This window comes from Streptomyces sp. NPDC085946, assembly GCF_044540485.1.
In the GTDB taxonomy this organism is placed as follows: domain Bacteria; phylum Actinomycetota; class Actinomycetes; order Streptomycetales; family Streptomycetaceae; genus Streptomyces.
This window is the reverse complement of sequence record NZ_JBITSF010000016.1, coordinates 45,840-60,582: the sequence shown is the minus strand read 5'-3', so window position 1 is coordinate 60,582 and position 14,743 is coordinate 45,840. Positions and strand designations below refer to the sequence as shown.

General features: G+C 75.0%; 9 protein-coding genes. 5 read left to right on the top strand and 4 right to left on the bottom strand.

All coding sequences use genetic code 11. From position 1 onward, the window contains the following. Positions 1-136: 136 nt before the first annotated feature. The 4 genes from ACIF8T_RS27810 to ACIF8T_RS27795 all read right to left on the bottom strand — a co-directional run bounded on the left by ACIF8T_RS27810 (position 137) and on the right by ACIF8T_RS27795 (position 7,497). Positions 137-1,483: a serine hydrolase domain-containing protein gene (locus tag ACIF8T_RS27810; RefSeq protein WP_400038839.1), complete on the bottom strand. Its 1,347-nt coding sequence runs from the start codon at positions 1,481-1,483 to the stop codon at positions 137-139. A gap of 261 nt (positions 1,484-1,744) precedes the next feature. After that, a complete protein-coding gene (locus tag ACIF8T_RS27805) occupies positions 1,745-2,869 on the bottom strand; it encodes a cytochrome P450 (RefSeq protein WP_400038838.1) in 1,125 nt (374 codons plus the stop codon). A gap of 835 nt (positions 2,870-3,704) precedes the next feature. After that, positions 3,705-4,484 carry a thioesterase II family protein gene (locus ACIF8T_RS27800; RefSeq protein WP_400038837.1) on the bottom strand — a complete coding sequence of 260 codons (780 nt, stop codon included), beginning with the start codon at positions 4,482-4,484 and terminating at the stop codon, positions 3,705-3,707. Positions 4,485-6,162: 1,678 nt separating this feature from the next. Then, positions 6,163-7,497, bottom strand: a complete 1,335-nt coding sequence (locus ACIF8T_RS27795) for a S1 family peptidase (RefSeq protein ID WP_400038836.1) — start codon at positions 7,495-7,497, stop codon at positions 6,163-6,165. Positions 7,498-7,683: 186 nt separating this feature from the next. Here ACIF8T_RS27795 and ACIF8T_RS27790 point away from each other — a divergent pair, with 186 nt between their 5' ends. From ACIF8T_RS27790 to ACIF8T_RS27770, 5 genes are all read left to right on the top strand, one after another. Continuing rightward, entirely contained in the window at positions 7,684-8,097 is a 414-nt protein-coding gene (locus ACIF8T_RS27790; protein ID WP_400038835.1) for a PaaI family thioesterase, read from the top strand. A 453-nt stretch (positions 8,098-8,550) separates the two neighbouring features. Further along, complete coding sequence (locus ACIF8T_RS27785) at positions 8,551-8,766, top strand: type A2 lantipeptide (RefSeq protein WP_400038834.1); 216 nt, start codon at positions 8,551-8,553, stop codon at positions 8,764-8,766. A gap of 97 nt (positions 8,767-8,863) precedes the next feature. Next, on the top strand, positions 8,864-9,670 hold the full coding sequence (locus tag ACIF8T_RS27780) for an HlyD family efflux transporter periplasmic adaptor subunit (protein ID WP_400038833.1): 807 nt from the start codon (positions 8,864-8,866) through the stop codon (positions 9,668-9,670). Continuing rightward, positions 9,667-11,889, top strand: a complete 2,223-nt coding sequence (locus ACIF8T_RS27775; protein WP_400038832.1) for an NHLP family bacteriocin export ABC transporter peptidase/permease/ATPase subunit — start codon at positions 9,667-9,669, stop codon at positions 11,887-11,889. Before ACIF8T_RS27780 ends, ACIF8T_RS27775 begins: the two co-directional genes overlap by 4 nt. Before the next feature lies 1 nt (position 11,890). Then, a complete protein-coding gene (locus ACIF8T_RS27770; protein WP_400038831.1) occupies positions 11,891-14,704 on the top strand; it encodes an NHLP bacteriocin export ABC transporter permease/ATPase subunit in 2,814 nt (937 codons plus the stop codon). The last annotated feature ends 39 nt before the right edge of the window (positions 14,705-14,743 follow it).

Genomic DNA, 14,743 nt, shown 5'->3' with positions numbered 1-14,743 from the left:
GCGGGCAGGGACGACCGGGGCCGTCGTCCGGGGAAGTGCGGCCGGGCGGCCGGCGGACCCGCACACGGGCAGGGCGGGCCACGGGTCGCGCGGACCCGGGGCGGGGTGTGCGGGGCTGCGGCCGGGCGGGCGGGCGTCAGGCCGGGTCGCGGCGGGCGGCGCGTCCGGAGATCTGCACGCGGTCGATGACGCCGGTGGCCGGGTCGCGGTGGAACAGACCGCCGGGCTGCGGCCGGCCGGTGGCCGGGTCGACCAGGTCGCAGGAGAGGTCCTGATAGCAGATCAGCGGGATCGGCAGGTCGCCGTCCACGGAGAGCGCCGGGGAGCCGTCCGCGCCGAGGGTGATCCGGTACTCGCTCCGCCCGTTGCGGTACGTGCCCGCGCACTCGGGCAGGGCGACGGCGGGCCCCCGGCGCACGGGGGCGCACCGGGCCGGCACCCGCAGGCCGGTGAGGTGCGCGAGGTCGTCGGCGAGGTCCTCCCACAGGGCGGTCGCGCCGCCCGAGTTGCCGGTGAAGGCGACGACGACGCCGCTGTCCGGTTCCGCGCGCAGGTGGCAGGAGGTGCCCTGGGCGTTGCCGTCGTGGCCGCACCACCACAGCCCGTCCTGCCGGAACAGCGCCAGGCCCGGTCCCCAGCCGTCGGCCAGGCCGGCCGGGACGGCGTGCGGCTGCGGGCTGCGCAGGTCCGCGGCGGCCGCGGCGGGCAGCGCGGCGGAACGGCCGGCCACGGCCCGGCCCAGCGTCAGCAGGTCCGCGGCGCTCGCCAGCAGGCCGCCGGCCGGCGCCTCCACCGGGGCCAGGTTCTGCCGTGCCGGGAGCAGCCGGCCGGACGCGGTGTTGCGGGCGTGGCCGGAGGCGGCCGGGCGGGCGGGGTACGCCTCGCCGAGGAAGGCGGGGACGGTGCCCAGGGGTTCCAGCAGCAGCGCGCGGACGGCCTCCTGCCAGGTCATGCCTGTCACCGCCGCCACCACCCGGCCGGCGGCGACGTAGCCGGCGTTGGAGTAGGAGAAGCCGCTGCCGGGCGCGAAGAGGGTGTCGCGCGCGGTGCACACCGTCGTCAGGTAGCGGGAGACGGTGGTCCGGGCGGCGGTGTCCGAGTCGGGGCCGGTGGGCAGGCCCGCGGTGTGGCTGAGCACCTGACGTATCGTCACGTCGGGTAACTGCCGCAGTTCGGGAGCGAATTCGGCGACGGGGTCGTCCAGGTCCAGGTCGCCGTCGTCGGCCAGCAGCGCCACGGCGGCGGCCGTGTAGGTCTTGGTGAGGGACCCCAGGGGAACGGCCGTGTCGCCGGTCATCGGGGTACCGGTGACGGCGTCGGCCACGCCCGTGGACACGCTCAGCACCTCGGTGCCGGTGTGCACGGCGAGCTGGGCGCCGGGCACCCGGTGGGTGCGGGCGAGGGCGTCCAGGCGCTGCTGGAGCGTCCGGCGCGTGAGGAGCGGTCGCCGGTCGACGACCCGGGCGGTGGTGGTGTACGGCATGAGGGGGATCTCCCGGTAGCTGGGCTCATGAAGGGCGACGCGCCTGCCGGCGAGCGGTGCGGCCTGGGGACGGGCGGGACGCGTCGGTGCGGGTGCTGTCTGCGTGCGGTGCCGTGCGTGCGGGTGCTGTCTGCGTGCGGGTGCTGCGTATGTGCGGGTGCGGTCCGTACGGATGCGGTGCGCGCGGGGCCGCGTGCGTGCGGGTGCGGTCTGTACGGATGCGGTGCGCGGGGCTGCCGCGCGCCGCCGTCGCGTCGGCCGCTACGTCCGCTTGACCTCGACCGGCAGGTGGCGCACGCCGACGATGACGGCCGGGTTCTGCAGGACGACGTCCGCGGAGGAGGGGACGGCGAGATCACAGAAACGTTCAAGCAGCAGGCGGAACGCGATCCTGGCCTCCAGCCGGGCGAGCGGCGCCCCGAAGCAGAAGTGGATGCCGTGGCCGAAGGTCAGGTGGGGATTGGGACGGCGCCGCACGTCGAACACGTCCGGCGCGGGGAAGCGGGCCGGGTCCCGGTTGGCGGCGCCGAGATGGGCCATCACCAGGGCGTCGGCGGGGAGCCGGTGACCGCCGAGCTCGACGGGACGGGTGACGCGGCGGCCGAGTTCGGGGAACGGGGGCAGCCAGCGCAGCACTTCCTCCAGGGCGTCCGGCAGCCCGTCGGGATCGGCGCGCAGCGCGCCGAGCGTGCCGGGGTGCCGGTCGAAGGTGACGACGGCGTTGCCGAGCAGCGCCGTGGTCGTGATGTGCCCGGCGACCAGCAGCAGGGCCACGAACCCGACCATCTCCTGGTCCGCCAGCCGGACGCCGTCCACCTCGGCGGCGATCAGCGCGCTGGTGAGGTCCTCGCCGGGGTGGGCGCGGCGGTGGCGGATGTGGTCCAGCATGTAGCCGTTCATCTCGCGCACGGTCGGGGCGATCGCCTCCAGCGCGCGTTCCAGGTCGGCCATGTCGGGCGCCTCGCCGAGCTGGTCGCCGCCGAACAGCACGCTCGCCCACTCCTGGAAGAGCCGGTGGTCGCCGGCCGGGACGCCGAGCAGTTCGGCGATGACGATGATGGGGAGCGGGTAGGCCAGCGCGTCGACCAGGTCGAACCGGTCGTGGTCCTCGACGGCGTCCAGCAGGCGCGTGCACACGGCCTCGATGCGCGGCTGGAGCCCCTGCACCACCCGCGGGGTGAACGCCTGGCTCACCAGGGTGCGGAGCTTGCGGTGCTCCGGCGGGTCCATGCCGACGAAGTTGCCCTGCCGGAAGGTCTCGAAGTCCTGCTGGGTGGGGGCGATCGGAGTCAGGTCCGAGGAGTAGGTCGCCGGGTCGGCCAGCACCGCGGCGACGTGCTGATGGTCGGTCACCTGCCAGACGCCCTGGCCCTCGTCGTACCGCACGGGGCCGCTCTCGCGTAAGGACCGCCATCGCTCCGACAGCGTGTCGAAGGGTAAGTGCTCCTCGGTGAGTCTGTCTCTGGTCACCCGAATCTCCCTCGTGGTGGGGCGTGCGGGGGCACGGCGAGGCCGTGCCGTGGGGCATGGACGTGCGGGGATCTGCGACGGTGCCGTGGAGGTGGCGCGTGCGCCGGCCGTGCGGCGCGGTGGCACCGGCGGGTCGGCCCGGCGGGGGGACGGCGGTACGGGCGCCGCGGCCGGCGTCCGCGCCGTCTCACCGGTCCGTGCGGTGCGGTCCGCCGCTCCGGGCGGGGCGGTGCGGTCCGCCCGTCACGGGACCGGGCGCGTCACCGGAAACGGACGCGCGGCGTCAACACGTCCGCACCGTCGGGACGTTGCCGCCCGTCCGGCCGAGGACGGACGGTGGCCTCCACATCGCGGCGGCGGACCTAGCCGACATCAAGACATCCCCCTGTCACTCACCCGCGCAGCCGTTGCGCGGGGCCTTCCCCCAGCAGGTACGAACAGACGGCGGGCCGGACGGAGCCGGCCGCTCGGTGCCGGTTTCCGAGGGTATACACACCCGACGCGCCTTGTCCGACAATCGCGAAAGCGCATCACAAAGCCCTCGTCCCGGCCGAAACCGCCCCTAGTTTTCACGGTGGGTCACCCCATGGCAACCCCCCGGAGTTGAACGGGCGGTGCCGGTGTGACCCGTGTGGATGGCCGCCGGTCGCCTCGGTGAGACATGGTGCCGAGCGGCGGCATCCGGGCCGGGTCGCCGCCTGCGCGGGTGCCCCGGGTCCATGCCTTCAAACCCGCGAGATCCCCTCGGATTTCAATCGCCGTCCGGCGGGACGGGGCCGCCGGGTACGGATTCCGCCCATTCCGTGACCAGTCGGGCCACGGTCTCCCGGTGCTCCGTCAGGAAGAAGTGGCCTCCCGGGAAGGTCCGCAGGGCGAAGTCCGACGAGGTGTGCTCCTTCCACACGGCGGCGTCCTCGGGCGTGGCCCGGGGGTCCTGCTCACCGACGAGGCACAGCACCGGCAGGTCCAGCACGGTGCGTTCCGCCGGGCGGTACCGCGCGACCGCCCCGTAGTCGTTGCGCAGCGCGGGCAGGAACAGCTGCGCGAGTTCCGGGCGGTGGAGGATCTCGGCGTCGGTCCCGCCCAGCGCGGCCAGGTGCGCGAGGATCTCCTGGTCCGTGCCGCGGTGCACCTCGTCCCTGGGGCCCGTCGACGGGGCGGGACTGCCGGACACCACCAGGCGGCAGGGTGCCGCGGGGCCGGCCGCGGTGAGGCGCGCCGCCGTCTCGAAGGCCACCCTGGCTCCCATGCTGTGCCCGACGAGCACGAGCGTCACCGGGCGGGCGGCGTACGGCCGCAGCGCCTCGGCCAGGTGGTCGGCGAGGCCCTCGACGGTGTCGACGAAGGGTTCGCCGTAGCGCTCCTGGCGCCCGGGGTACTGGGCGGCCGACACGTCGAAGTCCGCGGGCAGGTGCCGGGTGAAGGGCGCGAAGAAGGTGGCGGCGCCCCCGGCGTGCGGGAAGAAGACCACGTGCGCCGCAGGCCGTGCCGTCCTGCGCAGTTCCCGGATCCACGGGTTGTTCCCCACCATCCGCGCTGTCCCCTGTCTCTCGAATGTCTCTCGAAGCGGTGCCGGCTCGATACGGTGGCCGGCTCGAAGCGGTGCCGGTTCCCGGCGGTGCGGGTTCCCGGCGCTGCCGGCGTCGCGCATGCCGGACGGAGCGGTGCCGGACGCCACCGGGCCGGCGGGAACCGGCTGCCGGCGATGGCGACCGCGGCCGCGACCGCCCCGGTCCGGTGTCCGCCGCCGTACGCGGCGCCGGACGGGTCCGGCCCCGGGTCCGGCCCTCGGGTCCGGCCCCCGGCGACTGTAGGGCGTCCCGTCCGCGGCCGTCGAGTACGGCCGGCCGCCCGCCGTTTCCCGCGGTGGGGGCAGGCGGAGCCCCACCCGTGCCCTCCCGTGCGGCCGGTGCCGGGCTCCGGCCCCTCACCGCCCCCGCGTCCCCGGTCGTCCCCCGCGACCGTCCCCGACCGAAGACATCCGGCCAACAGGATGCGCGGGGGCGCACAGAAGGCGCCCGTACGCCGTCCCGCGCATCGAGTCGAGGGGCATGAGCCCGGAAGTCCGGGGTAGTTGGAGGGGTTCGCCGTGGTGCGGGCCCTGTGTGTCCGTGACCGGGCGGTTCCGAACGCGTTCCCGTACCGCCCGCCGTGCGCGACGCGACGGCAGGGGGAGATGCGTCTCCGGGACCCGTCGCCCTGCCGTACGAGGAGGTGGTCGGCGTGTCCGGCGGGCAGGCGCCCGCACAGGCGCCGGCCACGGACGCAGCGTCGGCCGGACGGCCGCTGCTGTCCTTGACCCTGGCCTCGGTGACGGACGAGGTGCACGCCCGCTCCGGCGCGGTCTGCCTGCTGGCACCGGACCGGCCGGTGCTCCGGATGACGGCGGTGGCGGGACTGCCCGGGCTTTCGCCGCGCCGTGGGAGCGGGTCCGGCCGAACGCGCCCGTCCCGGTCGCCGACGCGGCGCGCGAACGGCGGCCGGCCCAGGTCGGGGCGAGGAGGAGACGGCCCGCCGCCACCCGCGGATCGCCGTGGTGCCACCCACCTCTTCGCGCCGGCCGCCGATGCCGGCGGCGACGGCGACGACCTCGTACGGAGCGGTGTTCGTGACATGGCCCGGCTCGCATCCGCCGGAGCTGTCCGGCGGGGAGCGGGATCGCCTCGCGGCGGCCTGCGACCGGCCGGCGCTGCGGACGGAGCGGGCCGCCGAGCGGGGCCGCCCGCCGCTTCCCGGACCCGGCCGGCTCGGCGGCCCGGCGGTGGGCGGCCCGGCCGGCACGCTCGGCGCGGTGGAGGCCGCGCGGCCGGCGGGGCGGCCGCCGGAGGAGCTCGCCGGCCTCCTCGTCCGGCGCGAACGGCACACCACGAACGGCACATCGCGGACGGCACACCGCGGACGGACAGGAGTGCCGCGACGACATCGCCCTGCTGCTGATCAGGGCCCGTCCGGAGCACTGGCGGGGCGCAGGGCCGGCGGTTCTCCGCACCCCCTGCACCACGACGGACCGGCCCTCACGGAGAGGGCCGGTCCGCCGCACCGCCGGCGGGTCGGCCGGCGGCCGGGTCACCGGTGGGCCGGCCCGTCCCGCCACGGCGTCGGGCGGGACGGGGCCGGCGTGGGGGCCACCGGCGCCGGCGGGGCCGGGCGGCGCGGCACCGGGACCGGGCCGGCCGCGGGAGCGCGCCCCGCGGGACGGTGAGGCAGGATCAGTGGCTCTCCACCAGCCCGGAGCCGTCCGCGGCCTCCTCGCCCGCTCCGGCCTCCTCACCCGCACCGAGGTCACCGGCACCGGCCTCCTCGCCACCGGCCTGCTGCCCGTTCCCCTGGCCGTTGCCGACGCCCTGGCCGTTCTCCGCGCCCTGGCCGTTGCCCTGCTGCCCGGCGCCGGCGTCCTCGCCGTCCGCCTGGTCGCCGGCCCCGCCGCCCGCGCCGAGGGTGGCGCCGACCGCCTCCAGCGCGGTGGTGACCGGCTGGAAGAACGTCTCGCCGCCGGAGGTGCAGTCACCGCTGCCGCCGGAGGTCAGGCCGATCGCGAGACCGTCCTGGGTGAACAGCGAGCCGCCGCTGTCGCCGGGCTCGGCGCACACGTCGGTCTGGATGAGGCCGGTGACCGTGCCCTCCGGGTAGTTCACCGTGGCGTCGAGGCCGAGGACCTGGCCGTCGGCGAGCCCCGTGGTGCTGCCCATCCGGAAGACCTGCTGGCCGACCGTGGCCTCGGCGGCCTCGGTGATCTGGACGGTCTGCTCGCCGAGGTCGACCTCGCTGGGCGCCGCAGTGGCCGGGTCGTCGTACGTCACGAGCCCGAAGTCGCCCTCGCCGGGGAACACGGACCGGTCGACGGTGCCGATGGGCGCGCCGCCCTGCGCGTCGGACCACTGCTGAGCGGCGGCCGTGCAGTGCCCGGCGGTCAGGAAGGCGGGCGAGCCGTCGCTCGCGGTGACGTTGAAGCCGAGCGAGCAGCGCGCGCCGCCGCCGAAGATGGCGTCGCCGCCCGAGGCGAACGTCCTGAAGGTGCCCGCGGACTTCTTGAGGGTCGCCATGCCGGAGCCGAGGCTCTCCACGGCGGACTCCAGCTGGTCCCACCGGGCGCCGGTGACCGTGCTGTCCGCGGTCACCAGCAGTTTGTTGGTGCGCGGGTCGATGGCCCACGACGTGCCCGGGACGCTCGCCTCGGACTTCAGGGTCTGCGCGCCGGCCTGCAGTTCGGACCAGCTGTTGTCGACCTCGCGGACCTCGGCGCCCGCCTTCTTCGCCTGCACGATGACGTTGTTGTTGTCGCCCGGGACGACGTTGACGACGAGCTGCCGGTCGCCGGCGTCGTAGTAGGAGCCGCCGAACGCGTCGCCGAGGAGCCCGGCGAGCTGCGAGGCGAGGTCCGGGGCGTCCGCCGCCTTGAGGGTCTTCGGCGCGGCCGCCGCGCCGCCCGACGCGCCGTCCTGGGACGCGTTGGCGTGAGGGAGCAGGATCGCGGCCGCGCCGAGCGCCACCACGCCGCCCGCGGCCATCGCCGCCTTGCGCTTCGGAATTCGCTTGTGACTCAAACTTCTCGACCTCCTGGGGGACCGGAGTCCGTGTGCCGCGGTTCGGCGGTAGTCGGGGGCGCCTGGACGGCTGTTGGTACGCACGGCTGATCCGGGGTGTTCAATTCCGTTCGCGGGCGCGGCGGTTGCGGCACCGATTCGGCCGGCTCCCGCGTCCGGCGCGGCCGCGGCGGGAACACTCGGGGCATGACGATGACCACCGCGGAAGCCGGCACCCTCCTCTCCGTCCACTTCGCGCCCTGGGTGCTCGACCTCGGCCTGGCCGTCGAGGCGGTGGGCGAGGACCGGGCGGTCCTGCGGCTGCCCTGGTCGGACCGGCTGGCGCGGGAGGGCGGCGCGCTGTCCGGGCAGGCGCTGATGGCCGCCGCCGACACCGCGACGGTGATCGCCGTGTCGGCGGCGCGGGGCGGCTTCGTCCCGATGACGACGGTGCAGCAGTCGACGTCGTTCCAGCGCGCGGTGACGGGTTCGGACGTCCTCATCGAAGCGGTGCTGACCAAGCTGGGCCGCCGGATGGCGTTCGCCGACATCGCCCTGACCGCCGACCCGTCGGGTGAGCTGGCCGCCCGCGCGAGCACGGTGTACGCCCTCCTGGGCTGACACGTTCCGTGCTCGGTCGGAAACGGTCAGTGGCGGACACGGAGCGGAACCACTGCTTCAGCGAATCTGCACAGCGCATGCCCAACCCGGTCACGAGACCCCCGGGGACGGACCGGGACCGGCGGTCCCGGCCGCGCCTCCGGGGCGGGAGTGCCGGGTTCGCCGCCAGGAGGCAAGGACTCTGCCGGGCCGATGCCGTGACGCATGTGAAGAAGCTGCTCCCGCGGCGTGCACGGGTGTGCACGCCTGGCGGCGTCCGGCACACAAGTGCGCTGGTGGGAGCGTTGGTTGATTGGAAGCGGGCGCCCGCCGCGTGCTTTGATCCATCGCACCGCGGGGGCCGCGAAGGGCTCCTGGAGACGGGCGTCCGGCGCCCGCGGTCGCGGCCGTCCATCTGTCCCCAGAGGGGGCCGCTCCCCCCTTGTACGTATCCATACGAAGGGAAGTTCCATCATGAACTCCACCCCCCAGGTCCAGACCGCCGAGATCTCCGACGCCGAGCTCGACAACGTCTCCGGTGGCCTGTCCGTGAACGCGGTCAACACCGTCGTCGGCGCGGTGGACGGCATCGCCCCGGTCTCCGGTCTGGTCGACACGGCCGTCGGCACCGTCGAGGGTGTCACCGGCCTGAACACCGCCCCGGTCACCAACCTGGTCGCCGGTCTCTGATCGCGCCCCCGTGCCCTTGAGGTCCCGGAGCCGCAGCCGGCGGTTCCGGGATTCTCGGGTGCCGTGAACGTTTCCTTACCAGGGTGAGGGAAGTCCCTTGCAGTTCCGCCAACAGGCCCTCGCCAAGCTCCAGTCGCCGGAGGAACTCGACCTTCCGGTGCGCTTCGCCCGTCCGCAGGGCTGGCTCGCGCTGTCCGTGACGGTGGTCGCGATGGCGGCCGCCTCGGTGTGGGCGGTGACCGGCTCGGTGGTCTCCACGGTCAGCGCGCCCGCCGTCCTCACGCACGGGCAGGGCAGCTACGTCCTCCAGAGCCCCGTCGCGGGCCAGGTCACCGCGGTCCTCGCACAGCAGGGCCAGCGGCTGCCCGCCGGCTCCCCCGTCCTGAAGGTCCGTACGGGTCAGGGGGAGACCGTGGTGCGCTCGCTCGACGCGGGCCGGATCTCCGCGCTCGCCGCCACCGTCGGGCAGATCCTGCGGACCGGCGCGGACGTCGCCGCCGTGGAGAGGGTCGCCCACGCCCGGGACCCGCTGTACGCGACGGTGTACGTGCCCGCCCAGAACGCCGCCGCCATCCCCGCCGGCGCCGCTGTGGACCTCACCGTCCAGTCCGTGCCGAGCCAGGAGTACGGCGTGCTGCGCGGCCGGGTGAAGGCGGTGGACCGCACCGCCCAGTCGGCGCGGCAGATCGGCGCGTTCCTCGGCGACGCCCAGCTGGGCGAGCAGTTCACCGAGGAGGGCAGGGCGGTGGCCGTCACGGTCCGGCTCGACCGGTCGTCCGCGACCGAGAGCGGCTACCGCTGGTCGACCGCGGACGGACCGCCGTACCGGCTGACCTCCATGACCCTGGCCACCGGCTCGATCCGGCTGGCCGACCAGCGTCCCGTCGATTGGCTGCTGCCGTGACCACCGCACACCAGACCCGGGGCGGACGCCGTGCCGCCCCGCCCCGCCGCGGCGTGCCCAAGGCCCGGGGCCGAAGCGTCCGCACCCCCACCGTGCTCCAGATGGAGGCCGTCGAGTGCGGCGCCGCCTCCCTGGCGATGGTGCTCGGCCACTACGGCCGGCACGTCCCGCTGGAAGAGCTGCGCATCGCCTGCGGCGTCTCCCGCGACGGCTCGCGCGCCAGCAACCTGCTGAAGGCGGCCCGCAGTTACGGCCTGACCGCCAAGGGCATGCAGATGGACCTGGCCGCCCTCGCCGGGGTGGCGGCGCCGGCCGTGCTGTTCTGGGAGTTCAACCACTACGTCGTCTACGACGGCATGGGCCGCCGCTTCGGCCGCCGCGGGGTGTACATCAACGACCCCGCCAAGGGCCGCCGTTTCGTGCCGCTGGAGGACTTCGACGGCAGCTTCACCGGTGTCGTGCTGGTGATGGAACCCGGTGCGGACTTCACCCGGGGCGGCCGCAGACCGGGCGTCCTCGGCGCCATGCCCGCCCGGCTGCGCGGCACCGCGGGCACCCTGCCCGCGGCCGTGCTGGCCAGCCTGCTGCTGGTCGCGGTCGGCGCGGCGGTGCCCGCGCTCAGCCGCACCTACATCGACTCGTTCCTCATCGGCGAGCAGACCTCGCTGCTGGGCGTGCTGTTCACGTCGATGGCGGCGTGCGTGCTGCTCACGGTGGTGCTGACCTGGCTACAGCAGGCGAACCTGCTGCGCGGCCGGATCATCTCCTCCACCCTGTCCAGCGCCCGCTTCCTGCGCCACCTGCTGCGGCTGCCGGTGACGTTCTTCTCCCAGCGCAGCCCCGCCGACCTGGTGCAGCGCCTGCAGTCCAACGACGCCGTGGCCGAGACCCTGGCCCGCGACCTGGCGGCGGCGGGCGTGGACGCGGTGGTCGTCGTCCTGTACGCCGTCCTGCTGTACACGTACGACCCCCAGCTCACCGCCGTCGGCATCGGCGTGGCGCTGCTGAACATCGTGGCGATGCGGGTCGTCCTGCGCCTGCGGGCCACCCGCACCGCCAAGCTGCGCGCCGACACGGCCCGGCTCACCAACACCGCCTACACCGGGCTCCAGCTGATCGAGACGATGAAGGCGACCGGCGGCGAGGACGGCTACTTCCGCAAGTGGGCCGGGGAGCACGCCACCACGCTGGAGGAGCAGCAGCGGCTCGGCGTGCCGTCCGCCTGGCTGGGCGTGGTCGCGCCGACGCTGGCCACGCTCAACAGCGCGCTGATCCTGTGGATCGGCGGCCTGCGCGCCGTCGAGGGCCACCTGTCCGTCGGCCTGCTGGTCGCCTTCCAGGCGCTGGTGGCCCGCTTCACCGCCCCGCTGACCCGGCTGAACGGCGTGGCGGGCCGCATCCAGGACTTCGCGGCCGACGTGGCCCGCCTGAAGGACGTGGAGAACTTCCGGGCCGACCCGCTCTACGGCCGTCCCGGCGCGGGCGGGCCGGCACGCCGCCTCGACGGGCACGTCGAGCTGCAGGACATCACCTTCGGCTACAACCCGCTGGACAAGCCCCTGCTGGCCGGCTTCGACCTGACCGTGGGCCCCGGCCAGCAGGTCGCCCTGGTGGGCGGCTCGGGCAGCGGCAAGTCCACGGTGTCCCGGCTGATCTCGGGCCTGTACGCGCCGTGGGAGGGCGTGATCCGCATCGACGGGCGGCGCATCGAGGACATCCCGCGCGGCGCGCTGGCCGCCTCGGTCTCCTTCGTCGACCAGGAGGTGTTCCTCTTCGAGGGCACGGTCCGCGACAACGTGGCGCTGTGGGACCCGTCGGTCCCCGACGACGCCGTGGTGGAGGCGCTGCGGGACGCCGCGCTGTACGACGTGATCATGCGCCGCCCCGGCGGCATCCACAGCAGGGTCGAGCAGGACGGCCGGAACTTCTCCGGCGGGCAGCGCCAGCGCCTGGAGATCGCCCGGGCCCTGGTGCGCCGGCCGAGCATCCTCGTCCTGGACGAGGTGACCAGCGCCCTGGACGCGGAGACCGAGCTGCTCGTGATGGACAACCTGCGCCGGCGCGGCTGCGCCTGCGTGGTGATCGCGCACCGGCTGAGCACCGTCCGCGACAGCGACGAGATCGTCGTCCTGCAGCACGGCACGGTCGTGGAACGCGGGCGCCACGAGGAGCTGGTGGCGCGCGGCGGCGCGTACGCGGCGCTGGTCAGGGAGCGGTGAGATGACGACCCCCCAGCACGACGACTACGTGCTCGGCGCGTTCGGCGCGCTCGGCACGCGCCTGGACTGCGCCGGGACCGGCCGCCTGGACCTGGCGGGCCCGCAGGTGCTGTGGCTGGTCGCGGCCGGCGCCGTGGACCTGTTCGCGGTCGACGCGGGGCAGCAGGGCCAGTGGCACCACCTGGGCCGCCTGGAGGCGGGCTCGCTGCTGCTCGGCCCGGCGCCCGGACCGCAGCACACGCTGGTGGCGCGCCCGCTGCGGGACTGCGTGGTGCACCGCATCGACCTGCGCGAGCTGTACCAGGCGGCGGGCACGCAGACCTGGTCGTACGACGAGTACGGCACCCCGCGGTACGTCCCGCCGGCGACGAGCCCGCTGGAGCACGCCCTCGCGCTCGGCGTCGGCCGCAGCCTGTCGGTCCTCTTCCAGGCGCCGCTGGCCGACCGGGCCGAGGAGGTCACCGACGACGACGTCTTCTGGATGCAGGTCCCGCCGGGCAGCGTCCAGTACGGCTCGCTGTACGGCGCGGAGGCCGCGGCCGACCTGCTGGTGGACCCGGCGCTGTGGCGGAGCATGGTCGACCAGCAGTACCGGCTGCTGACCACCCTGGACCGCTGGATCGAGCAGCTGGAGCGCACCCACGAGACCCGCACGGCCGCGGGCATCAGGGCCGGGGAGGCGGTGCGCGCCCGGGCCGACCGGACGCTGCTCGCGTCCATCGGCGAGCGCCCGGCGCGGCAGACCACCCCGGCCGACGCCGACGCCACCTACGCGGCCTGCCGGCTGGTGGCCCGGGCGGCCGGGATCACGCTCGCCGAGCCCCCGCGGGGCGGCACCGGCGGCGACCGGCTCGACCCGGTGGAGCGGGTCGCCCTGGCCTCCCGGGTCCGCACCCGGGCGGTCCGCCTGGACGGCCGCTGGTGGCGGGAGAACGTCGGGCCGCTGGTCGGTCACCGGGCGCTGTCCGGCGCGCCGGTGGCCCTGCTGTGGCGGCGCGGCGGCTACGTGGCCGTCCACCCGGCGACCGGCCGGGAGACACCGGTGGAGAAGGCCAACGCCGACGAGTTCGAGCCGCGCGCGGTGATGTTCTACCGGCCGCTGCCCGAACGGCGGCTCGGCCCGCTCGGGCTGCTGCGGTTCTGTGTCCGCGGCACCGGCGGCGACCTGGTGAACCTCCTGGTCAGCGGGCTGGTCACGGTGGCGATCGGGGCGCTGGTGCCGATCGCCACCGGCAAGGTGCTCGGCGAGTTCGTGCCCCGGGCGCAGACCGGGCCGATCGCGCAGGTGTGCCTGGCCGTGATCCTGAGCAGCGTGGTGGCGGCGGCGTTCCTGCTGCTGCAGAACCTGACGCTGCTGCGGCTGGAGGGCCGTATCGAGGCCACGCTCCAGCCGGCCGTGTGGGACCGGCTGCTGCGCCTGCCGACCGGCTTCTTCACCGAGCGCTCCACCGGCGAGCTGGCGAGCGCGGCGATGGGGATCAGCGCGATCCGCAGGCTGCTGGCGGGCGTCGCGCCGACGGTCGCGCAGTCCGTCACCGTCGGCGCGATGAACCTGGCGCTGCTGTTCTGGTTCAGCGTGCCGATGGCGCTGGCGGCGGTCGGCATGCTCGTCGTCGTCGCCGCGGTGTTCCTGGGGCTGGGGCTGTGGCAGGTGCGCTGGCAGCGGCGGCTGGTGGTGCTCTCCAACAAGCTGAACAACCAGGCCTTCCAGACGCTGCGCGGCCTGCCCAAGCTGCGGGTGGCGGCGGCCGAGAACTACGCGTACGCCGCCTGGGCGGACCGGTTCGCCCGCAGCCGCGAGCTCCAGCAGAGGGTCGGCCGGATCAAGAACCTCACGACGGTGCTGGGCGCGGTGTACCTGCCGCTGTGCACCCTGCTGATGTTCATGCTGCTGGCGGGTCCGGCGCGCGGCACGATGTCGGCGGCCGCGTTCCTCTCCTTCAGCACCGCCGTGACGATGGTCCTGACCTCCGTCACCCAGCTGACCGGCGCGTTCGTCTCGGCGGTGGCGGCGCTGCCGCTGTTCGAGGAGATCCGGCCAGTGCTGGACGCCCTGCCCGAGGTGCGGGCCTCGAGCACCCGGCCGGGCCCGCTGTCCGGGGCGATCGAGGCGCGGCGGCTGTCCTTCCGCTACTCGGACGACGGGCCGCTGGTCCTCGACGACGTGTCGTTCGAGGTGCGGCCCGGCGAGTTCGTGGCGGTCGTCGGTCCCAGCGGCTGCGGCAAGTCCACGCTGCTGCGCCTGCTCATCGGCTTCGACCGGCCGCTGTCGGGCAGCGTGCTGTACGACGGGCAGGACCTGGCGGCCCTCGACCCCTCGGCGGTGCGCCGCCAGTGCGGGGTCGTGCTCCAGCACGCGCAGCCGTTCACCGGCTCGATCCTGGACGTCATCTGCGGCACCGAGCCGTACACGCCCGAGGAGGCGATGGCGGCGGCCGAGATGGCGGGGCTCGCCGAGGACATCAGGCGGATGCCGATGGGGCTGCACACCATCGTCTCGGGCAGCGGCGCGGTCTCCGGCGGGCAGCGGCAGCGGCTGATGATCGCCCAGGCGCTGATCCGCCGCCCCCGGGTGCTGTTCTTCGACGAGGCGACCAGCGCCCTGGACAACGAGACGCAGCGCACGGTCATCGAGAGCACCAAGGCCCTGAACGCGACCCGGATCGTCATCGCGCACCGGCTGTCCACGGTGCTGGACGCCGACCGCGTGATCGTGATGGAGGACGGCAAGATCGTCCAGCAGGGCCCGCCCGCGCACCTGCTCGCCGACACGGGCGGGCGGCTGCACGAGCTGGTGCGGCGGCAGATGGCGTGACTTCGCTCTCCATGGAAACCCGTTCCGTTGGTCCGGCGC

What these genes read in the sequence shown, in the direction of transcription:
- ACIF8T_RS27810 (WP_400038839.1), bottom strand. Translation starts at nt 1,483, where the DNA reads ATGCCGTACACCACCACCGCCCGGGTCGTCGACCGGCGACCGCTCCTC.
- ACIF8T_RS27800 (WP_400038837.1), bottom strand. Translation starts at nt 4,484, where the DNA reads ATGGTGGGGAACAACCCGTGGATCCGGGAACTGCGCAGGACGGCACGG.
- ACIF8T_RS27790 (WP_400038835.1), top strand. Translation starts at nt 7,684, where the DNA reads ATGACGATGACCACCGCGGAAGCCGGCACCCTCCTCTCCGTCCACTTC.
- ACIF8T_RS27785 (WP_400038834.1), top strand. Translation starts at nt 8,551, where the DNA reads ATGAACTCCACCCCCCAGGTCCAGACCGCCGAGATCTCCGACGCCGAG.
- ACIF8T_RS27770 (WP_400038831.1), top strand. Translation starts at nt 11,891, where the DNA reads ATGACGACCCCCCAGCACGACGACTACGTGCTCGGCGCGTTCGGCGCG.